The sequence below is a fragment of the Citrobacter sp. CF971 genome, assembly GCF_006385635.1.
GTDB classification, from domain to species: Bacteria; Pseudomonadota; Gammaproteobacteria; order Enterobacterales; family Enterobacteriaceae; genus Citrobacter; species Citrobacter freundii.
Window position 1 is genome coordinate 2,754,098 of the sequence record NZ_CP041051.1, and the last position, 20,243, is coordinate 2,774,340.

The window sequence follows — 20,243 nt, forward strand, 5'->3', positions numbered from 1 at the left end:
GAGGATGTTGTTTGCCGGGTGGCGGCAGCGCCCTACCCGGCAAACAAAAGTTACACCGTCACAACCGGTACGCGCAGCGCCAAAGAACACATCAACTCGTAGCCCACCGTTCCTGCTGAGGTAGCTACATCGTCAATTTTAATCTCTTTGCCCCACAGCTCTACCGGTGTCCCGATCCCTGCCTGCGGGCACGGTGTCAGATCTACCGCCAGCATATCCATTGAGACTGTCCCCACCGTCCCGGTACGTACACCGTCCACCAGCACAGGCGTTCCGCTTGGCGCATGGCGCGGATAACCGTCTGCATAGCCGGTCGCCACTATTCCAATGCGCTGCTCGCCGCTGGCGGTGTAACGGCCACCGTAACCCACCCGATCGCCAGCTTTCAGCGTTTGTATGCCGATTATCTCGCTGCTCAGAGTCATCACTGGCTTCAGGCCGGTGTTGGCGATGTCCCGCCATTGTCCCGAAGGCGACGCGCCATACAAAATAATGCCCGGACGAACCCAGTCATAATGCGCTTCAGGGTGCCACAGCGTGGCGGCCGAATTCGACAGTGACCGTCTGCACTCCAGTCCTTCTGTTGCCAGCGCAATACGCGCCATTGCTTCCTGGATACCTTCCGGGTGCTCTGCATCTGCAAAATGCGACATCAGCGTCATTTCGCCGACGTTGGGCATCGCCCGCAGCTGTTGCCAGACCGTTGGAACTCTTTCCGGTAAAAACCCAAGCCGGTTCATACCGCTGTTCACCTTCAGGTAAACATCGAGCGGTGCTTTGAGGCGGGCATTCTGCAATGCTTTTAGCTGCCAGTTACTGTGTACACAGGTGGTCAGTCGATAATTGTCATATACCGTCAGGTCTTCAGCGTGGAAAAAACCCTCCAGCATGAGTATCGGGCCTTTCCATCCGCGCTCGCGCAGGGTTATCGCCTCTTCAAGATTGAGCATGGCAAAACCATCGGTTGTGCCCAGCGCATTCCAGACGCGTTCAATGCCGTGTCCATATGCATTGGCTTTCACCACCGACCAGACGCGAGCGTCCGGCGCTGCCTGGCGGGTAATGGTCAGATTTTGTTTCAACGCCTGCAGGTCAATGCTGGCCAGTATCGGGCGGGTCATCTCACGTCCTTATCAGTTATGTGCGCCATGTAAATGTCGTGGACGAGAGGGGGTAAACCCCGGACTGTAACGCGCCACGCTCAGATCGTCATAAGGTATGGCTGGCGTACGGCCAGAAAGGATATCGCTCAGCAACTGACCGGAACCGCAGGCCATGGTCCAGCCCAGCGTGCCGTGGCCGGTATTGAGCAGCAGATTCTTAAAGCGGGTGCGCCCCACCACCGGCGTACCGTCCGGCGTCATCGGACGCAGTCCGGTCCAGAAGGTTGCCTGCTCCACATGACCACCGCGCGGGAAGAGATCGCGTACGACCATTTCCAGCGTTTCACGACGAGGTTGTAGCAGCTCTGTATTAAAACCGACAATCTCCGCCATGCCGCCAACTCGAATACGATTGTCAAAGCGGGTAATAGCGATTTTGTAAGTTTCATCAAGGATAGTAGAAACCGGCGCACCGTCGTCTTGCGCTACCGGAATAGTCAACGAATAGCCTTTGAGCGGATAGACCGGGATATCAACGATCCCTTTCAGCATCGCCGTGGAATACGAACCAAACGCCATCACATAGGCATCGGCTTTGATAATCTCTTCGCCGCACTGGACGCCATAAATCTGCTCACCATCGCTCAGCAGCTTATCGACCGGGGTGTTAAAGCGAAACTTAACGCCCGCCTGCTCCGCCATCTGCGCCAGACGCTGGGTAAACAACTGGCAGTCGCCGGTTTCATCATTCGGTAAACGCAGACCGCCGGTCAGTTTGTGCGCTACTTCTGCCAGTGCCGGTTCGACTTCCGCCAGACGATTTGCTTCCAGGAGCTGATATGGCACGCCAGCGTCTTCGAGCACGGCGATGTCGCGAGTGGCGTTCTCATACTGTTGAGCGGTACGGAACAGTTGCAGGGTTCCGCCCTGACGTCCTTCATACTCAATACCGGTAGAGGCGCGCAGCGCTTTCAGACAATCACGGCTGTATTCCGCCAGTCGCACCATGCGTCCTTTATTTTCCATGTAGTGGCTGGTGTCGCAGTTGCGCAGCATCTGCCACATCCATTTCAACTGGAACTGGGTTCCGTCAAGACGAACGGCCAGCGGAGCGTGGCGCTGAAACATCCATTTGATTGCTTTAAGCGGTACGCCTGGTGCCGCCCATGGTGCCGCATAACCTGGAGATATTTGCCCCGCGTTCGCCGCACTGGTTTCCAGTGCCGGACCGGGCTCACGATCAATGACGGTGACATCGTGTCCAGCCTGACTTAAGTACCAGGCGCTGGTCACGCCAACGACACCACTTCCCAGTATGACAACTCGCATAGCCACTCCGTTAACAGTAAAAGAACAATCATCTAATTACATCTTGATAACTCAGTTGAAAATATTATTCAACATATGGCTTTTTTATGGTGACTTATCTCACATATAGCGGTGATGGCGGGGAACTCTCTGCTTTGGCATCTCCTGCTGTGCGTTATTTTTATCCAGCATAAAATTTTGCGGCAATGCCGTTTTTCAACGCCTCGCTAACGAGAAATCGCAAAGAAAAAATTTCTGCCGCAGCACGTTTTTTAACACCATGATCTATGCTTGAAATGAGGTACTCCAGACAGAGAGTGCCGCCTACAATGAGGGTGCGCGAATGGCTACGATTGATTCCATGAACAAGGACAGCACACGGTTAAGCGATGGACCCGACTGGACGTTTGATCTGCTGGATGTCTATCTGGCAGAGATAGACCGCGTGGCGAAACTCTACAGACTGGATACCTACCCGCACCAAATCGAGGTGATCACCTCCGAACAGATGATGGACGCTTACTCCAGCGTCGGGATGCCGATCAACTATCCTCACTGGTCGTTTGGTAAAAAGTTTATTGAAACCGAGCGCTTGTATAAGCATGGTCAGCAGGGACTGGCCTATGAGATTGTTATCAACTCCAATCCGTGTATCGCGTATCTGATGGAGGAGAACACCATCACCATGCAGGCGCTGGTGATGGCGCATGCCTGCTACGGACACAACTCCTTCTTCAAAAACAACTACCTGTTTCGTAGCTGGACGGATGCCAGTTCCATCGTCGATTACCTAATCTTCGCACGAAACTATATAACCCAGTGTGAAGAACGCTACGGGGTGGATGAAGTCGAAAAGCTCCTCGACTCCTGCCATGCGCTGATGAACTACGGCGTTGACCGTTACAAACGCCCGCAAAAAATCTCCCTACAGGAAGAGAAAGCCCGGCAGAAAAGTCGTGAAGAGTATCTGCAAAGTCAGGTCAATATGTTGTGGCGCACGCTGCCGAAGAAAGAGGAAGAGAAAACCATTTCCGAAGCGCGGCGATATCCTTCCGAGCCGCAAGAAAACCTGCTGTATTTTATGGAAAAAAACGCGCCGCTACTGGAGTCCTGGCAGCGTGAGGTGTTACGCATTGTACGCAAGGTCAGCCAGTATTTTTATCCGCAGAAACAGACGCAGGTGATGAACGAGGGCTGGGCCACTTTCTGGCATTACACCATCCTGAACCACCTTTATGATGAAGGTAAAGTCACCGAACGGTTTATGCTGGAGTTTCTGCATAGCCATACCAATGTGGTATTTCAGCCACCCTACAACAGCCCGTGGTATAGCGGGATAAACCCTTATGCCCTGGGGTTTGCCATGTTCCAGGATATCAAACGTATTTGTCAGTCGCCGACCGAGGAGGACAAATACTGGTTCCCGGATATAGCGGGTTCCGACTGGCTGGAAACCCTGCATTTCGCGATGCGCGATTTCAAAGATGAGAGTTTTATCAGCCAGTTCCTGTCACCGAAGGTAATGCGCGATTTCCGCCTGTTCACCGTGCTGGACGACGATCGTCACAACTATCTGGAGATTTCTGCGATTCATAACGAGGAAGGATATCGTGAGATCCGCAACAGGTTGTCGTCGCAATACAACCTGAGCAACCTGGAGCCGAATATTCAAATCTGGAATGTCGATCTGCGTGGCGACCGTTCGCTCACCTTGCGCTATATTCCGCATAACCGCGCACCGTTGGATAAAGGACGCAAAGAAGTGCTCAAGCATGTACACCGGCTTTGGGGTTTTGATGTGATGCTGGAGCAGCAGAATGAAGATGGTAGCGTGGAGCTGTTGGAGCGTTGTCCGCCAAGGATGAACGGTCTGTAAATCTTATTGCCGGAGGCGGTGTAAACACCTTATCCGGCCTACGAAGTGCATGCATTCCAGGCCGGATAAGACGCTTTGGCGTCGCCATCCGGCTTTGAGCGTTTAACGGCCCTGAATCGCCAAATCGCCCGGCAGATTCTTCTGCATACGATGCCAAATCTCGCCACTGTCGTGACCGTAGCGGCGCACCGTTTCATACACCTGCTCATGAGCACCCTGCTCGCAGAGTTCTGACAGCTTGTGGTAGAAGCTCAGCGCCAGCGCGCGCGCTTCCGGGTTGGCAAAATAATGGCGGCCAATGCGGGTATATAATCCTTTCATACCGTTAAGGATTAAACCGTAAATCGGATTGCCGGAGGCAAATGCCAGACCGCGGAAAATGTTATAGTCCAGATCGGCAAATGCGTCAGCGTGGTCAGCCACCTGATTTGCCGTCGCCAGAACCTCCTGTGCTTTATCAGGATGCTGGCGAAACGCAGTACGAACAAAGATCGTCGAAATATTGGTACGCACAGACAGCAGATTATCAATCAGTTGCGGGACACTCTCGTGATCGAGGCGCGCCAGCGTTTCAAGAATATTCAGCCCGGAGGTTTCCCAGAAGTTATTCACCTTCGTCGGTTTGCCGTGTTGAATGGTCAACCAGCCATCTCGCGCCAGACGCTGCAATACTTCGCGTAGCGTGGTACGTGTCACCCCAATAAGTTCGGAGAGTTCACGTTCAGCGGGCAAAATAGTGCCAGGTGGGAAGCGGTTATTCCAGATACTTTCAATGATGTACTCTTCCGCGAACCCAGCCGGGCTTTGCGCCTTAATGACCATAGTAAAAATTCCATTACACAGCAAAACATAGTTACACACATCATACCAGATGGGTATCTTAGCTGATAGCTGACGCAATGAAGAAAAAGTGGATCAAGGCTTCATTTTCCAAATAACGCTACAATACAGCCAACCTTGCCAGTCTTGTGAATAGCTTGCCTGTACTCCCTCCTCCCGCTAAGCTTTGCGGTCAAACATAAAAATATGATTTCATTTTTAAAGGTAGGGAAATCACCATGGAGCTATCATGGGGCCGCGCGATGTGGCGCAATTTTTTAGGTCAATCACCAGACTGGTACAAACTTGCACTGCTTGTCTTCTTAGTCGTTAACCCGATTATTTTTTTCATCAACCCTTTTATCGCCGGCTGGTTGCTGGTGGCCGAGTTCATTTTCACGCTGGCGATGGCGTTAAAATGCTACCCACTGCTGCCTGGCGGGCTGTTGGCTATCGAAGCTGTCATTATTGGTATGACCAGCGCCACGCATGTTCGTGAAGAGGTTGCCGCAAACCTTGAGGTGTTATTGCTGCTGATGTTTATGGTGGCAGGCATCTACTTTATGAAGCAGCTGCTGCTGTTTATTTTCACGCGTCTGCTACTCACTATTCGCTCCAAAACGCTGCTGTCGCTGGCATTTTGTGTTGCGGCCGCTTTCCTCTCGGCGTTCCTTGATGCGCTGACCGTCGTGGCCGTGGTAATCAGCGTTGCGGTCGGTTTTTATGGCATCTACCATCGCGTTGCCTCTTCCCGCGCGGAAGACAACAACATGCTCGATGACAGCCATATCGATCAGCACAATAAGGTCGTTCTTGAGCAGTTCCGTGGTTTTCTGCGTAGCCTGATGATGCACGCGGGTGTCGGTACGGCGTTAGGCGGCGTGATGACCATGGTGGGCGAGCCACAAAACCTGATTATCGCCAAAGCGGCTGGCTGGCATTTTGGCGACTTCTTCCTGCGCATGTCGCCGGTTACCGTTCCGGTACTGATTTGCGGCCTGTTAACCTGTGTACTGGTCGAGAAATTGCGCTGGTTTGGCTATGGCGAAACGCTGCCGGAGACCGTCCGAGATGTCCTGCAACAGTTTGACGATCAGAGCCGCCAGCAACGTACCCGCCAGGACAAAATCAAACTGATTGTCCAGGCGATTATTGGCGTCTGGCTGGTAGTTGCGTTGGCCCTGCATCTGGCTGAAGTAGGATTGATCGGTTTGTCGGTCATCATTCTGGCAACCTCCTTGACGGGAGTCACCGACGAACATGCGATAGGTAAAGCCTTTACCGAGTCGCTGCCCTTCACCGCCCTGCTGACCGTGTTCTTCTCTGTTGTTGCGGTGATTATCGATCAACAGCTCTTTTCGCCGATCATTCAGTTTGTATTGCAATCCTCCGAACATGCCCAACTGACGCTGTTCTACCTCTTCAATGGCCTGCTGTCTTCTATTTCTGATAACGTATTTGTCGGCACCATTTACATTAACGAGGCCAAAGCCGCGCTGGAACAGGGGACCATCAGCCTCAATCAGTATGAGCTGTTAGCGGTGGCGATCAATACCGGGACCAACCTGCCTTCGGTGGCAACTCCGAACGGCCAGGCTGCATTCCTGTTCCTGCTGACCTCTGCACTGGCGCCGTTAATTCGCCTCTCGTATGGTCGCATGGTGTGGATGGCTCTGCCTTATACTCTCGTCCTGACGCTCGTCGGTCTGCTTTGCGTCGAGTTCACGCTTGTCCCGGTGACCGAGTGGATGACCCAAACGGGCTGGTTAGCTACACTTTCATAACAATTAACCGGGCAAATCACTGCCCGGTTTGACTTTTTGCATGATAATTATCCGATTACGCAAATTTTCAATTCCCGCTAGTGGCGCATAAAGTGAATTGGTTTAAACTGCGGTCTCTACGCATGTTGCAGGGAAATGATTATGTTGCGATTTTTAAACCAGTGCTCCCGAGGTCGTGGGGCATGGTTATTGTTGGCGTTAACCGCCTTTGCGCTGGAGCTCGTTGCGCTGTGGTTCCAGCACGTCATGCTGCTAAAACCTTGCGTGTTGTGTATTTACGAACGTAGCGCATTATTTGGCGTGATGGGTGCAGGGCTGGTGGGTGCTATTGCACCAAAAACACCGCTGCGCTATGCGGCGATGATAATCTGGATTTACAGTGCCTGGCGTGGACTTCAGTTAGCATATGAGCACACCATGATTCAGCTGCACCCGTCTCCGTTTATGACCTGTGATTTTGCCGCACGCTTCCCAAGCTGGCTGCCACTGGACAAATGGCTGCCGCAGGTGTTTTTAGCGTCCGGTGACTGTGCTGAGCGCCAGTGGTCTTTTTTAACCCTGGAAATGCCGCAGTGGCTGTTGGGGATCTTCGCCGCCTACCTGGTAGTCGCCGTGCTGGTGGTGATAGCACAGCCGTTCAAACCGAAAAAACGTGACCTCTTCGGTCGCTAATAGAGACGCTCCTTCGGGAGCGTTTTTTTTGGCTTAAATTCATTGCCTGCTGGCATCTATAAGATGTATATTAAATACATCTTATAGATGCCACACCAAGGAGATGTCTTATGTCCCATTTACGCATCCCGGCAAACTGGAAAGTTAAACGCTCTACTCCCTTCTTTACCAAAGACAATGTCCCCGCAGCACTTCTTTCTCACCATAACACTGCAGCAGGCGTTTTTGGCCAGCTTTGTGTGATGGAAGGTACGGTAACGTATTACGGTTTTGCCAATGAAGACGCAAAAGAGCCTGAAGTAAAAGTGGTAATTAATGCCGGTCAGTTCGCGACCAGCCCGCCGCAGTACTGGCATCGCGTTGAATTAAGCGACGACGCCCAATTCAACATCAATTTCTGGGTTGAAGATGACAACCATGGAGATGAGATGTATCAGGCGAAAAAGTCTTAAGCCCTTACGCCTGCTAATCGATGGGCGGCTTAGTCCGCCCATGAAGGTTTGTTCAAAATATGATCCTGCCAGTCACGCACTTCCGATTCTTTCACCGCAATATGACGTACTGAAATACGCTCGCCGTGCATTGCCGCTTTGGACCCCGTCAGCAGTGGATGCCACTCCGGCAGCCCTTTACCTTCCGCTAACAGACGATAAGCACAGGTCATCGGAAGCCATTCAAAGGTAGGCAGATTATCGCGCGTCAGTTTGATACAGTCAGGCTCGTATTCGAATCGGCGTTCGTAATTACGGCATTGACAGGTTTTGATATTGAGCTGCTTACACGCGACGTTGGTAAAATAAATTTCGTCGGTGTCTTCATCCATCAGCTTATGCAGGCAGCATTGACCACACCCATCACATAATGACTCCCACTCGGCATCGGTCATTTCATCCAGGGTTTTACTTTGCCAGAAAGGTATGTCGCTCATCAGGGTATCCGCTATTGCAATAAAGCTGCACCTTATAACCAGTCTGGCACGCTGATGCAAGTTTTGCCGCCCGAAAAGGCGGCAAGAAGAGATTACAGCACGCGTGTCGTCAGCGTTTGACCATGAAAACTGATGGCCAGCTCATCACCGCTGTTTAACGGCCCAACACCTGCTGGCGTCCCCGTCAACACAACATCGCCCGCTTTGAGGGTAAAGAAACGACTCATATAGGCAATCAAAGGAACGATTTGATGGATCATATCCGCCGTGGAGCCGTGCTGGCGTGTTTCACCGTTGACCGTTAACCCCAGCATCGTATCCTGCGGATCGCCGTTAAACTCGGCCACCGGAATAAAACCCGACAGCGGACAAGAGTTATCAAAACCCTTCGCTTTTTCCCACGGCTGCCCCGCTTTCTTCATTTTGCCCTGAATATCACGCAAGGTCAGATCCAACGCGACGCCATAGCCCGCGATGGCTTTGCGCACATGTTCTTCCGTCGCCTGACGTAGGGTCGCGCCAATCAGTACCGCCAGCTCAACTTCATGATGAACTGAACCCATATCAGATGGGATCACCAGCGGCTGGCGCAAATCGCACAGCGCAGTTTCCGGTTTGATAAACAACACCGGCTCTTCCGGAGGGGTTCCGCCCATCTCTTTAATATGGTTGGCATAGTTACTCCCTACGCAAACCACCTTACTCACCGGATAATCCAGCAGAGCACCATGCCAGTTATGATGTTGATACATTATTTTCCCCTAACGTTTTTATCGATTTCAGGTACTGCATCGATGGGGCGTGCTGCTGCCGGATGCAGTTTAACGTTTAGCGTCTGGTGTATTTTGTTTCGCCGCAGCCAGATGCTGTTTAAGTAAATCTTCTGGCGGTGGTGGTATTTGTAAATAATAGCCCTGCTCGGTGAGTGCCTGTTTTACTTTTTCCAGATCGGCATTAACGAGCTTTTTACGGCCATCAAGCGGCAACATCATTGCCAGCGTCGGCTGACCAAATCCTTTCATCAGTTCTTCAGGAACTCGCGAGAAATCGTCTTTTTTTTCGACATATAAATAGGTCTGGTCACGTTTACTGCTTCGGTAGATCACACAAAACATATCTTTTACTCTGAATTCACGGAATGGTGGCTTGCCTCAATATAATACTGACTATAACATGCCTTATAGTCTTCGGAATATCACCCCGCGCTGGGGATGATAAATAGCAAATTGAGTAAGGCCAGGATGTCAAACACGCCAATCGAGCTTAAAGGCAGTAGCTTCACCTTATCAGTGGTTCACTTACATGAAGCAGAACCCGAGGTTATTCGTCAGGCGTTGGAAGACAAAATCGCGCAGGCACCTGCTTTTTTAAAACATGCTCCCGTCGTGGTTAACGTGAGTGGTCTTGAAAGCCCGGTAAACTGGTCAGCGTTGCAGAAAGTTGTCGCGTCTACTGGATTGCGCATTATCGGCGTTAGCGGATGCAAAGACGCCAGACTCAAGGCTGAAATCGACGAAATGGGTCTTCCTTTACTGACTGAAGGTAAAGAAAAAGCTATTCGTCCTGCGCCCGTTGAGGCCCCGGCTCACGTCGCTCCGCCGCAAAACGTTACTCCCATCACAAAAACACGATTAATAAATGTGCCGGTTCGTTCCGGTCAGCGCATTTATGCACCACAATGTGATCTGATTGTTACAAGCCACGTCAGTGCAGGCGCAGAGCTTATCGCTGATGGCAATATTCATGTTTATGGAATGATGAGAGGCCGTGCGTTGGCAGGCGCTAGCGGTGATCGGGAAGCGCAAATTTTTTGTACCCATCTGACGGCAGAACTGGTGTCTATCGCAGGTGTTTATTGGCTGAGTGATAAAATCCCAGCAGAATTTTATGGCAAAGCGGCACGTCTGCAATTAGCAGAGAACGCTTTGACAGTTCAACCGTTGAATTGATCCCTTTTTAACAAGGAATTTCTATGGCACGCATTATTGTTGTTACTTCGGGTAAAGGGGGCGTTGGCAAAACCACCTCCAGCGCGGCCATCGCTACAGGTTTGGCCCAGAAGGGAAAGAAAACTGTCGTTATTGATTTTGATATCGGCCTGCGTAACCTCGATCTGATTATGGGTTGTGAACGCCGCGTCGTTTATGACTTCGTCAACGTTATTCAGGGCGATGCGTCGTTAAATCAGGCGTTAATCAAAGATAAGCGTACCGAAAATCTCTTTATTCTTCCGGCCTCACAGACTCGCGATAAAGACGCGCTGACGCGCGAAGGCGTCGCGAAAGTTCTGGACGATCTGAAAACGATGGAATTCGACTTCATTGTCTGCGACTCTCCGGCGGGTATTGAAACCGGTGCGCTGATGGCCCTGTATTTTGCCGATGAAGCGATAATCACCACTAACCCGGAAGTTTCCTCTGTACGTGACTCTGACCGTATTCTGGGTATTCTGGCGTCGAAATCTCGTCGTGCGGAAAACGGTGAAGATCCGATTAAAGAGCATTTGTTGCTGACGCGCTACAACCCTGGCCGCGTAAATAAAGGTGACATGCTGAGCATGGAAGACGTACTGGAAATTCTGCGAATCAAGCTGGTTGGCGTGATTCCTGAAGATCAGTCAGTCCTGCGCGCGTCTAACCAGGGTGAGCCGGTTATTCTCGACATCAATGCCGATGCCGGTAAAGCCTATGCTGATACCGTAGACCGTCTGTTGGGAGAAGAACGTCCTTTCCGCTTCATTGAAGAAGAGAAGAAAGGTTTCCTCAAACGCCTGTTCGGAGGATAAGTTATGGCATTACTGGATTTTTTTCTCTCGCGGAAAAAGAGCACAGCGAACATCGCTAAAGAGCGACTGCAGATTATTGTTGCGGAACGCCGTCGTAGTGACGCCGAGCCACATTATTTACCGCAGTTGAGGAAAGATATTCTCGAGGTTATCTGCAAGTATGTACAAATTGATCCTGAAATGGTCACCGTACAGCTTGAGCAAAAAGACGGCGATATTTCTATCCTCGAACTTAACGTGACATTACCTGAAGCCGAAGAATCTAAATAACGGCTTTGCTCAGAGAGTCATCGTTACAAAAAAGGCAGATTATTCTGCCTTTTTTATTTTCTGTTTCTTGCCAGGCTGCTGCACCTTTATTCCAAAGTAAACTTTGGATAGTTTTCGGTAAAATAGCGGCGCAAATACTCAACCGTAATACGGATTTTTGCCGACGTCGCCAGCCGGGAAACATAAACCGCCCAAATATTTGCTGGTTGATAATACTCGGGCAATATGTGTATCAGGTTGCCGCTGGCAATGTTGTCGCAAACGTCCCACCATGACCGCAGAGCTATTCCCTGCCCATCAAGGCACCACTGATGTACCACTTCGCCATGATTAGACGACAAAGGCCCCGTAACTTTAATCGAATGCGCGCCCTCTTTATTGCGCATTTGCCAGATACCAAACGGATGGTCGCGCTCTTTGATGACCAGACAAGGAAAAGTGGAGAGATCGTTGAGTTGCTTCGGCGTCCCATGCTGCCTCACAAATTCCGGCGAGGCGCACAGAATACGGTAGTTAGTCGCCAGCTTGCGGGCAATCAGGTTCGGCGCGATATCATCCCCGATACGAATATCAAGATCGACGCCCTCATTCACCATATCCACCAGGCGGTCTTCAACATCGAACCGCAGTTCTAATTGCGGATACTCTTTTGCCAGCGCAGACAGCGCCGGAGCCACCACCCGGCGGCCAAAACCAAAGCTACTAATAATACGTAGCATCCCCTGCGGGATCTGCCTGGCATCTGATAGCTCGTCCATCATCTGATCGACATCCTGCAGGATCCGCTGCGCCCATTCGTAGATCCGCTCCCCCTCTTCCGTGATGGTTACGCGACGCGTTGTCCGGTGCAGCAGCACTACATTCAGCGTTTGCTCCAGCAGGGCAACGCGCTTACTGATAAAAGCCGGTGATACGCCCAGCTCTTCGGCAACGGCGGCAAATCCTGCACGACGGGCAACCAGCATAAAGACGCGTAAATCATTTAGCAGCGGCAGATTATTCATGATCTGTGTTTTATGTTTCACCAGTTAGGGGGATTAACTATTAATCAGTCAATTATAGGATAAGGGGAAAGTCAATTTTGATGGCGCACAAGTGAGAGCTGCTATGAAGAAAACCTGGCGTATCGCCGCTATCCCCGGAGATGGCATTGGTAAAGAAGTCCTGCCTGAGGGCATTCATGTTTTGCAGGCAGCCGCCGAGCGTTGGGGGTTGTCGCTCAGCTTTGAGCAAATGGAATGGGCCAGCTGCGAATACTACGCCCATCACGGCAAAATGATGCCCGATGACTGGCATGAGCAGTTGCAATCCTTCGATGCTATCTATTTTGGCGCGGTTGGCTGGCCGGACACCGTGCCTGACCACATCTCATTATGGGGTTCGCTGCTTAAGTTTCGCCGCGAATTCGACCAGTACGTCAACCTGCGCCCGGTGCGCCTGTTTCCGGGAGTTCCTTGCCCACTGGTTGGCAAGCAGCCTGGCGACATTGATTTCTACGTCGTACGCGAAAACACCGAGGGAGAATACTCTGCCCTCGGCGGACGCGTGAGCGAAGGTACTGAACACGAGATGGTGATCCAGGAGTCGGTCTTCACCCGCCGTGGCGTCGACCGAATTTTGCGTTATGCCTTTGAACTGGCACAAAGTCGACCACGCAAAACGTTGACTTCGGCGACCAAATCCAATGGGCTGGCCATCAGCATGCCCTACTGGGATGAACGCGTCGAAGCGATGGCGTCACACTATCCTGAGATCCGCTGGGATAAACAGCATATTGATATTCTGTGCGCCCGCTTTGTCATGCAGCCTGAGCGATTTGACGTCGTGGTTGCTTCCAACCTGTTTGGTGACATCCTCTCCGATCTCGGTCCAGCCTGTACCGGAACGATTGGCATTGCGCCTTCTGCCAACTTAAATCCGGAACGCACCTTCCCGTCCCTGTTCGAGCCGGTACACGGTTCGGCCCCGGATATCTACGGTCAGAATATCGCCAACCCTATAGCGACTATCTGGGCTGGAGCCATGATGCTCGACTTCCTTGGCAACGGTGATGCCAACTATAAAGCCGCCCACGACGGTATTCTGGCGGCAATTGAGCAGGTCATTGCCAGCGGCCCGAAAACGCCAGATATGAAAGGCTTCGCCACCACCCAACAGGTAGGTGAAGCCATTCGTCAGGCACTGTGTCGCTAACGCCAATCCGATTAAAAACGGGAGCGCCAGCTCCCGTTTTTTTAGGTTTTCTACTGTGGGTATTCTTGCAGCAGCGCGTTGAGTCGTTCTGCCATCAACTCGCCACGCCAACCGGAAATCAGCTCCGGCAGAGTCTGCTGCGGCTTTAATTTCCAGTGCCAGTTGAGCAACTGGTTAATCTGACGACGCGAAGCAAGCAGCTCGACGCTAAGATTATGTTCCGCACTCACTTCAGCAACCAGCGTCTTAATGGCTTTGAACGCCTTGCGATAGCCTGGCATATCCATCAAATTCAGCAGCGGCTGCGGCAGCGACTCTTCCGGTAAGGCCTGTGCCTTTTCTACCAGGGAGATCAGCGTCTTGCCGTGGAAGCGAATTTCACTGCCGGAAAGTCCCAGACTATCCAGCTCACCCATACTGCCCGGCATATAACGAGCGACCGACCACAGGTGTTCTTCACGCACCACAAAGTTCACCGCCAGATCGCGCTCACGAGCTTTACGCAGTCGCCAGTCGGCAAGCAGCTGCAGGCAGGCCAACTGACGGGTACGCAGTTGCCAGGCGTTGGTGATGTCGCGCCATGCGTCTTCAGGCGCCAGAACCTCCTGGCGACGCTGCTGCATTAAGCGACATTCGTCCAGTGCGGCTGGCAGCCAGCCGCTGGCTTCAGTTTCGACCATCAGTTTTGTGGTGATCGGTAATAGATACCAGACATCAGCCGCCGCGTACTCACACTGACGCTCGGTCAGCGGTCTGGCCAGCCAGTCGGTACGCGACTCGCTTTTGTCGAGCGCCACGCCCGTAAACTCTTCCACCATCGCGGCAAAACCCCACGACAGCGGACGACCGCAAAAAGCAGCCAGAATTTGTGTATCAATCAACGGCTGCGGCAGTTCGCCAAAAGTGTTGAGAAATACTTCCAGATCTTCGCTACCTGCATGTAGGAATTTGGTGATGGCAGTATCACGCAGAATATCACGCAGCGGCGACCAGTCGGTGATCCCCTGCGGATCAATCAGAGCAACGTGTTTGCCATCAAACAGCTGGATCAGCCCCAACTGCGGATAATAGGTACGCGTGCGAACAAATTCTGTATCCAGGGCTATCGCCGGAAATTCACGGACGGCTTCGCACAGCGTGGCCAACGCGTCGTCCGTGGTGATCATTTGATAATTCAAATCGTGCTCTCTTAGGTTTGCGCCAAAAAAAACGCCGGATTACCCGGCGTTTTCTGCTGGCTGACTTAACGCTCAGCCTTTATTGTCCACTTTGGTGCGCGCTTCGTCACGTAATTCTCGTCGCAAAATTTTACCGACGTTAGATTTCGGCAACTCATCGCGAAACTCCACCAGCTTAGGTACTTTATAGCCCGTCAGGTGACGACGACAGAAAGTGACCAGCGCTTCATCGGTTAACGAGGCGTCTTTCTTCACCACGAAAATTTTCACCGCTTCACCGCTGCTGCCGGACGGAACACCAACCGCAGCCACTTCCTGCACGCCAGGATGTTGCATAACCACGTCTTCAATTTCGTTCGGATAGACGTTAAAGCCGGACACGAGGATCATGTCCTTCTTACGATCGACAATACGCAGGAAACCTTCATCATCCATCACTGCAATATCGCCGGTGTGCAGCCAGCCGTCTTTGACGATTTCGTCAGTGGCGTCTGGTCGCTGCCAGTAGCCCAGCATCACCTGCGGGCCTTTCACGCAGAGCTCCCCCGGTTCTCCCGGCGGCACTTCGTTGTCGTCGTCGTCCACCAGCTTGACCTCGGTGGAAGGCACCGGTAACCCGATACTGCCGCTGTGGTAGTCGATATCGTGAGGGTTGACGCTTACCAACGGCGCGCACTCCGTCAGGCCGTAGCCTTCCAGCAGATACTGACCTGTCAGCTTCACCCAACGTTCAGCTACCGCCTGTTGAACCGGCATTCCGCCGCCTGCCGAGAGGTGGAGTGAAGAGAAATCCAGTTGCTGGAACTCTTTGTTATTCAGCAGCGCGTTAAACAACGTATTGACACCGGTCATCGCGGTAAATGGATACTTCGCCAGCTCTTTTACCAGCCCCGGAATATCACGCGGGTTAGTAATCAGCAGGTTTTGACCACCTAGCTCAATAAACAGCAGGCAGTTCATCGTTAGCGCAAAAATGTGATACAGCGGTAGGGCCGTTACCACCAGTTCTTTACCCGGATGCAGCAACGGGCCATAGGTGGCGTTAACCTGCTCCAGGTTAGCCAGCATGTTGCGGTGTGTAAGCATCGCGCCTTTCGCCACGCCGGTTGTCCCGCCAGTATATTGCAGGAACGCCAAATCTTCCGACACGACTTCGGGCTTCACATACTGCATGCGATAACCGTTTTGCAGCGCACTGCGAAACGAGATGGCATCCGGCAGGTGATATTTCGGCACCAGGCGCTTGATATACTTGACGACGAAGTTAACCAGCGTCCCTTTGGCGGTGGACAGCTGATCGCCCATACGCGTCAGGATCACGTGTTGCACAGACGTTTTGTCGACTACTTTTTCCAGCGTGTGGGCAAAGTTAGATACGATGACAATCGCCGACGCGCCGCTATCGTTGAGCTGATGTTCCAGCTCGCGAGGCGTGTACAGCGGGTTTACGTTCACGACGATCATGCCGGCACGTAAAATCCCAAACAGTGCGACCGGATATTGCAGCAGATTCGGCATCATCAGCGCGACGCGATCGCCCTTTTTCAGCCCGAGCCCCTGTTGCAAATAAGCGGCAAACGCACGGCTACGCTCTTCAAGCTTGCGGAAGGTCATCACCTCCCCCATGTTTACAAACGCGGGCTGATCGGCATACCGTCTTACTGAGTGTTCAAAGAGTTCCACCAGGGATTGATAACGGTCAGGATTGATCTCCGCAGGAACACCAGCGGGATAACGGTTAAGCCAAACCTTTTTCAATACATCACCTCTAAAATGCGTATTCGTCGTCATCACAACCCCAGGCAATAAACAAACTGTTAACATAATATTAACTCAGCGTACCAGTTTGTTTATTACACAACGACAAGGTTGCGAAGCACGTCACTATTTATTTTTCTTATATCCACGTTAATGCAGAAACAGCGGACGGGCCGCTGTTTCTTTTACCAATAAAACAAAGAGTTACTCTGTTACTATGGTCTGAACCTGTGCCGGGCCGGGATTGTACCAGCCCCATCCACCATAGCCACCGTAAGGCCAGCCACGCGCACCGTAGAACCAGGGGTCGATAGGCTGAGGCGGCATGACAATCTGCTGAGTAATATGCCAGCGTTTATAACCGGTTACCTGCATCAGCATGAATTTATACGGCGTATTACCTATTTTTCCGTCCACCGTACCGCTAATCGGGCCGACGACGGTGACCAGTTGCCCGCGAAAGTCCACCGGGTCGAGGAAGCCATTTACATCAGCATATATACGCCCGCGAGAGGCTTCACCCAGCACTGGACGCGCACCACTATCGAGCGGAACGGTGGCAATTTCCAGACGGGATTTTCCCTGCTGGTTCTGAATGTCCACCACTTTGCCACCAAAACGCGCTTCCTGTCCGACATACAGCTGCGGCGCATTCATCACCCGCACCAGATCCTGCTGCGGCATCGGGCTCGAACCTTTAATCGCATCCGGGATGGTGACGCAGCCGCTAAGCATTAACGCCAAGGCCCCCGCCAACACACCTTTCAATAACTGCTTTTGCACCGCCATATTGCGACTCCCTTTTCTTAGCTTCTGCCCCGGCCTGTTCACAATACTGTGCACCGACGTCTATGAAAATTAACCGGGGATGTACTACTAAGATTCATTCTTTACCGGGAAGTTTCTTCCACGCCACGGTGTTACGTAAATAAACCGGTTCCGCGTGTTCGACCGCTACGGTCTTACCCGCAGCCAGCATTTGCATGGCGACAGGCAGCATATCTTCAGCCACAGGAAGCAGCACGTCACCATCGCTGAGCGTCAGACCGCTGTCTTTACCAAGCTCAGGCCAGGCTGGCCACCCCGTCCCAACAGTTACCCACTCGCCAGAAAGCTGCAGTAAACGCTCATGTACCTGCTCGGGGGTTAACACCGCTTCGGTTTCTTCACCGTGCCAGTTGCCGTTGTCATCACGCTGGTATTCGGCCCAGTAGACTTCGCCCATTCGCGCGTCAATCGCCGCCAGTACACGAGTCGCGCCCGACTTACGCCAGGCGCCCTGCGCCATGGTCGCCAGGGTGGAGACGCCGATCATCGGTAAGTTTGCGCCTAACGCCAGCCCCTGAGCAATGCCAATACCGATACGCACGCCGGTGAAACTGCCGGGACCGCGACCAAACGCCAGGGCGTCGATATCGGTTAACGTGAGATCGCCAGCGGCCAGGATTTCCTGAACCATCGGTAAAATTCGTTGGGTGTGTTCTCGTGGGCAAAGCTCAAAGTGAGCCTTGATAGTACCGTCATTCCACAGGGCAACAGAGCACGCCTCTGTGGCGGTATCGATAGCCAGAATTCGCATGGGTGTTTGTGATCAGATCAATAAATTTGGCGCGCATCTTACCACACTCCGTAACAAATTACTCAGTCGTTGGTATGGCAAGAAAGCGAACCGCGCGAGCTATGTCACGCGTCCGCGGCGCAGGAGGAAGACTCGCCAGGAAGGTGGCGCCGTATGGCCGCATAACCAGACGATTGTCGCAAATCACCAGCACGCCGCGATCGTCGGCATCACGTATCAGACGCCCTACCCCCTGCTTCAGGGTGATGACCGCATCCGGCAACTGGACGTCTTCAAACGGATCGCCGCCGCGCAGTCGACAATCCTCCATTCGGGCTTTTAACAGCGGGTCGTCCGGCGAGGTAAACGGCAGTTTGTCGATTATCACCAGCGACAGCGTATCACCGCGCACGTCCACGCCTTCCCAGAAGCTGCTGGTGGCAACCAGAAGCGCATTACCTGCGCTGACAAACTGCTGTAACAGTTGCCCTTTACTGGTTTCGCCCTGCAGCAGAACGGGAAGCGTCATGGTGGCGCGGAATTGTTCCGCCAGATCGCGCATCATCGCGTGCGAAGTGCACAGCATAAAGCAGCGACCGTTGTTCGCTTCGATAATAGGTCGCAGCATGGATGCTAACTGACGCGCAGCCCCCGGCTGGTTGGTTTGCGGGAGATTACGCGGCACGCACAGCAGCGCCTGGCGCGTGTAATCAAATGGACTCGGCAATAACATCGACTCGGCATCTTCAATCCCCAACCTCGCGGTGAAATGATGAAGGTCATCGTTTACCGACAACGTCGCGGAAGTAAAAATCCAGCAGCCCGGCTTTTGTTCCATCACTTCTTTGAATTTATCCGCCACAGTGAGCGGCGTCAGCGCGAGAGTGAAATGGCGGGAGGTGCATTCATACCAGTAGCTGAAGCCTGGCTGGTTGATCTCTTTCAGACGCTTCAGGCGCGCACGGTAAAGTGTGGCGCGTTCAAACGCGGCATCCAGCAACGCCGAACGCCCAAGAGACAGCTTCGCCACGTCATAACATAGCTCCAGCGTGTCATCGAGCAGCAAAAACGCGCGCTGTACGCGCTGGTCGGCCAGCAGTTCCCGCAGGTTTCCGCGATAGCCCGGCTCACCAAGTTGCAAGCGGAAGTCCTGAGCGCTTTGTGCAAGGCGATCGGCGCACTTTTGCAACTGCTGAGTGTCTTTCAGCTCGGTGCGATAGGCAATGGTGATGTCTTTCGCCAGGTCTAACAGCTGGCGACTGGAGAGCGATTGACCAAAGTACTGGCTGGCGATATCCGGTAGCTGATGCGCTTCATCGAAGATCATTACATCAGCTTCCGGGATCAATTCGCCAAACCCGCTTTCTTTTACCACCATATCAGCGAGAAACAGATGGTGGTTAACCACGACGACATCTGCATCCATCGCTTTTTTACGCGCTTTCACGACAAAACACTCTTTATATAGCGGGCAGTCGCTGCCCAGACAGTTGTCATTAGTGCTGGTGACCAACGGCCAGGCCTGAGAGTCCTCCGCCACGCTGACGCAGGTGCTGATGTCCCCATCAAGGGTTTGATTTGACCAGGAGCGCAGCAGGATGACGTCGCTTAACGTTTGTACCGGCAAGTCACCACCCGCCAGCGCCTGCTGTTCGAGACGTTCAAGGCACAGATAGTTTGAACGCCCTTTCAGCAGCGCCAGTTTACCGGTGAACTTTAGTGCCTTAGCGACGGTCGGGAGATCGCGGCTGTATAGCTGATCCTGCAACGCCTTCGAGCCCGTGGAGACAATGACCTTCTTTCCGGCACGCAGCGCTGGGGCAAGATAAGCATAGGTTTTACCCGTCCCGGTTCCGGCTTCTACCACCAACGGTTGTGATTTTTCGATGGCATGACTGACGGCGATGGCCATCTGCCGCTGTGGTTCTCGCGGTTTAAAACCCGGTATTGCTTTAGCCAACTGACCGTCTGCTGCAAAATCGTCCGTCACACTGCCCCCTGTTCATTTGAA

General features: G+C 52.7%; 20 protein-coding genes. 8 read left to right on the plus strand and 12 right to left on the minus strand.

What is annotated here, in order from left to right:
- Positions 1-50: 50 nt before the first annotated feature.
- Positions 51-1,121 (minus strand): catabolic alanine racemase DadX, encoded by a 1,071-nt coding sequence (dadX, locus tag E6P06_RS16715; RefSeq protein WP_003020922.1) that lies wholly within the window; start codon positions 1,119-1,121, stop codon positions 51-53.
- Positions 1,122-1,133: 12 nt separating this feature from the next.
- Positions 1,134-2,432, minus strand: coding sequence for a D-amino acid dehydrogenase (locus tag E6P06_RS16720; RefSeq protein WP_003841565.1), 1,299 nt, complete (start codon positions 2,430-2,432; stop codon positions 1,134-1,136).
- Positions 2,433-2,754: 322 nt separating this feature from the next.
- Here E6P06_RS16720 and E6P06_RS16725 point away from each other — a divergent pair, with 322 nt between their 5' ends.
- Positions 2,755-4,287 carry a SpoVR family protein gene (locus E6P06_RS16725; protein WP_044711046.1) on the plus strand — a complete coding sequence of 511 codons (1,533 nt, stop codon included), beginning with the start codon at positions 2,755-2,757 and terminating at the stop codon, positions 4,285-4,287.
- Positions 4,288-4,389: 102 nt separating this feature from the next.
- Here the strand turns inward: E6P06_RS16725 and fadR are convergent, their stop codons facing one another.
- Positions 4,390-5,109: a fatty acid metabolism transcriptional regulator FadR gene (fadR, locus tag E6P06_RS16730; protein ID WP_003020931.1), complete on the minus strand. Its 720-nt coding sequence runs from the start codon at positions 5,107-5,109 to the stop codon at positions 4,390-4,392.
- Positions 5,110-5,345: 236 nt separating this feature from the next.
- Here fadR and nhaB point away from each other — a divergent pair, with 236 nt between their 5' ends.
- From nhaB to E6P06_RS16745, 3 genes are all read left to right on the plus strand, one after another.
- Positions 5,346-6,890 (plus strand): Na(+)/H(+) antiporter NhaB, encoded by a 1,545-nt coding sequence (nhaB, locus tag E6P06_RS16735; RefSeq protein WP_003020934.1) that lies wholly within the window; start codon positions 5,346-5,348, stop codon positions 6,888-6,890.
- 141 nt (positions 6,891-7,031) lie between these two features.
- The gene (dsbB, locus tag E6P06_RS16740; protein ID WP_044711050.1) at positions 7,032-7,562 is read left to right on the plus strand and encodes a disulfide bond formation protein DsbB; all 531 of its coding nucleotides are present in this window, start codon (positions 7,032-7,034) and stop codon (positions 7,560-7,562) included.
- A gap of 110 nt (positions 7,563-7,672) precedes the next feature.
- The gene (locus tag E6P06_RS16745) at positions 7,673-8,014 is read left to right on the plus strand and encodes a DUF1971 domain-containing protein (RefSeq protein WP_003020940.1); all 342 of its coding nucleotides are present in this window, start codon (positions 7,673-7,675) and stop codon (positions 8,012-8,014) included.
- Between the two features lie 29 nt (positions 8,015-8,043).
- Here E6P06_RS16745 and E6P06_RS16750 read toward each other — a convergent pair whose 3' ends face one another.
- The 3 genes from E6P06_RS16750 to E6P06_RS16760 all read right to left on the minus strand — a co-directional run bounded on the left by E6P06_RS16750 (position 8,044) and on the right by E6P06_RS16760 (position 9,605).
- Positions 8,044-8,490 carry a YcgN family cysteine cluster protein gene (locus E6P06_RS16750; protein WP_003020944.1) on the minus strand — a complete coding sequence of 149 codons (447 nt, stop codon included), beginning with the start codon at positions 8,488-8,490 and terminating at the stop codon, positions 8,044-8,046.
- Positions 8,491-8,582: 92 nt separating this feature from the next.
- A complete protein-coding gene (locus E6P06_RS16755) occupies positions 8,583-9,242 on the minus strand; it encodes a fumarylacetoacetate hydrolase family protein (RefSeq protein ID WP_003020947.1) in 660 nt (219 codons plus the stop codon).
- Positions 9,243-9,311: 69 nt separating this feature from the next.
- Positions 9,312-9,605 carry a YcgL domain-containing protein gene (locus tag E6P06_RS16760; RefSeq protein WP_003020949.1) on the minus strand — a complete coding sequence of 98 codons (294 nt, stop codon included), beginning with the start codon at positions 9,603-9,605 and terminating at the stop codon, positions 9,312-9,314.
- A gap of 126 nt (positions 9,606-9,731) precedes the next feature.
- On the opposite strand from E6P06_RS16760, the gene minC reads away from it, so the two are divergent.
- From minC to minE, 3 genes are read left to right on the plus strand one after another with little or no spacing between them, the layout of a single operon-like run.
- Positions 9,732-10,439 carry a septum site-determining protein MinC gene (gene minC / locus E6P06_RS16765; protein WP_003844062.1) on the plus strand — a complete coding sequence of 236 codons (708 nt, stop codon included), beginning with the start codon at positions 9,732-9,734 and terminating at the stop codon, positions 10,437-10,439.
- Between the two features lie 23 nt (positions 10,440-10,462).
- Complete coding sequence (gene minD / locus E6P06_RS16770; protein WP_003020956.1) at positions 10,463-11,275, plus strand: septum site-determining protein MinD; 813 nt, start codon at positions 10,463-10,465, stop codon at positions 11,273-11,275.
- Positions 11,276-11,278: 3 nt separating this feature from the next.
- On the plus strand, positions 11,279-11,545 hold the full coding sequence (minE, locus tag E6P06_RS16775) for a cell division topological specificity factor MinE (RefSeq protein WP_001185666.1): 267 nt from the start codon (positions 11,279-11,281) through the stop codon (positions 11,543-11,545).
- 86 nt (positions 11,546-11,631) lie between these two features.
- On the opposite strand, the gene E6P06_RS16780 is transcribed toward minE, so the two are convergent.
- Positions 11,632-12,549, minus strand: a complete 918-nt coding sequence (locus tag E6P06_RS16780) for a LysR family transcriptional regulator (protein WP_043016057.1) — start codon at positions 12,547-12,549, stop codon at positions 11,632-11,634.
- A 103-nt stretch (positions 12,550-12,652) separates the two neighbouring features.
- Between E6P06_RS16780 and E6P06_RS16785 the strand changes: the two genes are divergently transcribed.
- Positions 12,653-13,738 (plus strand): tartrate dehydrogenase, encoded by a 1,086-nt coding sequence (locus E6P06_RS16785; protein WP_044711053.1) that lies wholly within the window; start codon positions 12,653-12,655, stop codon positions 13,736-13,738.
- A 50-nt stretch (positions 13,739-13,788) separates the two neighbouring features.
- On the opposite strand, the gene rnd is transcribed toward E6P06_RS16785, so the two are convergent.
- From rnd to E6P06_RS16810, 5 genes are all read right to left on the minus strand, one after another.
- A complete protein-coding gene (gene rnd / locus E6P06_RS16790; RefSeq protein WP_139935908.1) occupies positions 13,789-14,904 on the minus strand; it encodes a ribonuclease D in 1,116 nt (371 codons plus the stop codon).
- An 84-nt stretch (positions 14,905-14,988) separates the two neighbouring features.
- On the minus strand, positions 14,989-16,674 hold the full coding sequence (gene fadD / locus E6P06_RS16795; RefSeq protein ID WP_139935471.1) for a long-chain-fatty-acid--CoA ligase FadD: 1,686 nt from the start codon (positions 16,672-16,674) through the stop codon (positions 14,989-14,991).
- Between the two features lie 204 nt (positions 16,675-16,878).
- Complete coding sequence (locus tag E6P06_RS16800; protein WP_003020975.1) at positions 16,879-17,463, minus strand: Slp family lipoprotein; 585 nt, start codon at positions 17,461-17,463, stop codon at positions 16,879-16,881.
- Between the two features lie 94 nt (positions 17,464-17,557).
- The gene (gene tsaB / locus E6P06_RS16805; protein ID WP_139935472.1) at positions 17,558-18,253 is read right to left on the minus strand and encodes a tRNA (adenosine(37)-N6)-threonylcarbamoyltransferase complex dimerization subunit type 1 TsaB; all 696 of its coding nucleotides are present in this window, start codon (positions 18,251-18,253) and stop codon (positions 17,558-17,560) included.
- Positions 18,254-18,311: 58 nt separating this feature from the next.
- Entirely contained in the window at positions 18,312-20,222 is a 1,911-nt protein-coding gene (locus E6P06_RS16810) for an ATP-dependent DNA helicase (protein WP_003020980.1), read from the minus strand.
- Positions 20,223-20,243: the final 21 nt, after the last annotated feature.

Coding starts and splice junctions, on each gene's coding strand:
- dadX (WP_003020922.1), bottom strand. CDS start 1,121: ATGACCCGCCCGATACTGGCCAGCATTGACCTGCAGGCGTTGAAACAA.
- E6P06_RS16720 (WP_003841565.1), bottom strand. CDS start 2,432: ATGCGAGTTGTCATACTGGGAAGTGGTGTCGTTGGCGTGACCAGCGCC.
- E6P06_RS16725 (WP_044711046.1), top strand. CDS start 2,755: ATGGCTACGATTGATTCCATGAACAAGGACAGCACACGGTTAAGCGAT.
- fadR (WP_003020931.1), bottom strand. CDS start 5,109: ATGGTCATTAAGGCGCAAAGCCCGGCTGGGTTCGCGGAAGAGTACATC.
- nhaB (WP_003020934.1), top strand. CDS start 5,346: ATGGAGCTATCATGGGGCCGCGCGATGTGGCGCAATTTTTTAGGTCAA.
- dsbB (WP_044711050.1), top strand. CDS start 7,032: ATGTTGCGATTTTTAAACCAGTGCTCCCGAGGTCGTGGGGCATGGTTA.
- E6P06_RS16745 (WP_003020940.1), top strand. CDS start 7,673: ATGTCCCATTTACGCATCCCGGCAAACTGGAAAGTTAAACGCTCTACT.
- E6P06_RS16750 (WP_003020944.1), bottom strand. CDS start 8,490: ATGAGCGACATACCTTTCTGGCAAAGTAAAACCCTGGATGAAATGACC.
- E6P06_RS16755 (WP_003020947.1), bottom strand. CDS start 9,242: ATGTATCAACATCATAACTGGCATGGTGCTCTGCTGGATTATCCGGTG.
- E6P06_RS16760 (WP_003020949.1), bottom strand. CDS start 9,605: ATGTTTTGTGTGATCTACCGAAGCAGTAAACGTGACCAGACCTATTTA.
- minC (WP_003844062.1), top strand. CDS start 9,732: ATGTCAAACACGCCAATCGAGCTTAAAGGCAGTAGCTTCACCTTATCA.
- minD (WP_003020956.1), top strand. CDS start 10,463: ATGGCACGCATTATTGTTGTTACTTCGGGTAAAGGGGGCGTTGGCAAA.
- minE (WP_001185666.1), top strand. CDS start 11,279: ATGGCATTACTGGATTTTTTTCTCTCGCGGAAAAAGAGCACAGCGAAC.
- E6P06_RS16780 (WP_043016057.1), bottom strand. CDS start 12,549: ATGAATAATCTGCCGCTGCTAAATGATTTACGCGTCTTTATGCTGGTT.
- E6P06_RS16785 (WP_044711053.1), top strand. CDS start 12,653: ATGAAGAAAACCTGGCGTATCGCCGCTATCCCCGGAGATGGCATTGGT.
- rnd (WP_139935908.1), bottom strand. CDS start 14,904: ATGATCACCACGGACGACGCGTTGGCCACGCTGTGCGAAGCCGTCCGT.
- E6P06_RS16800 (WP_003020975.1), bottom strand. CDS start 17,463: ATGGCGGTGCAAAAGCAGTTATTGAAAGGTGTGTTGGCGGGGGCCTTG.
- tsaB (WP_139935472.1), bottom strand. CDS start 18,253: ATGCGAATTCTGGCTATCGATACCGCCACAGAGGCGTGCTCTGTTGCC.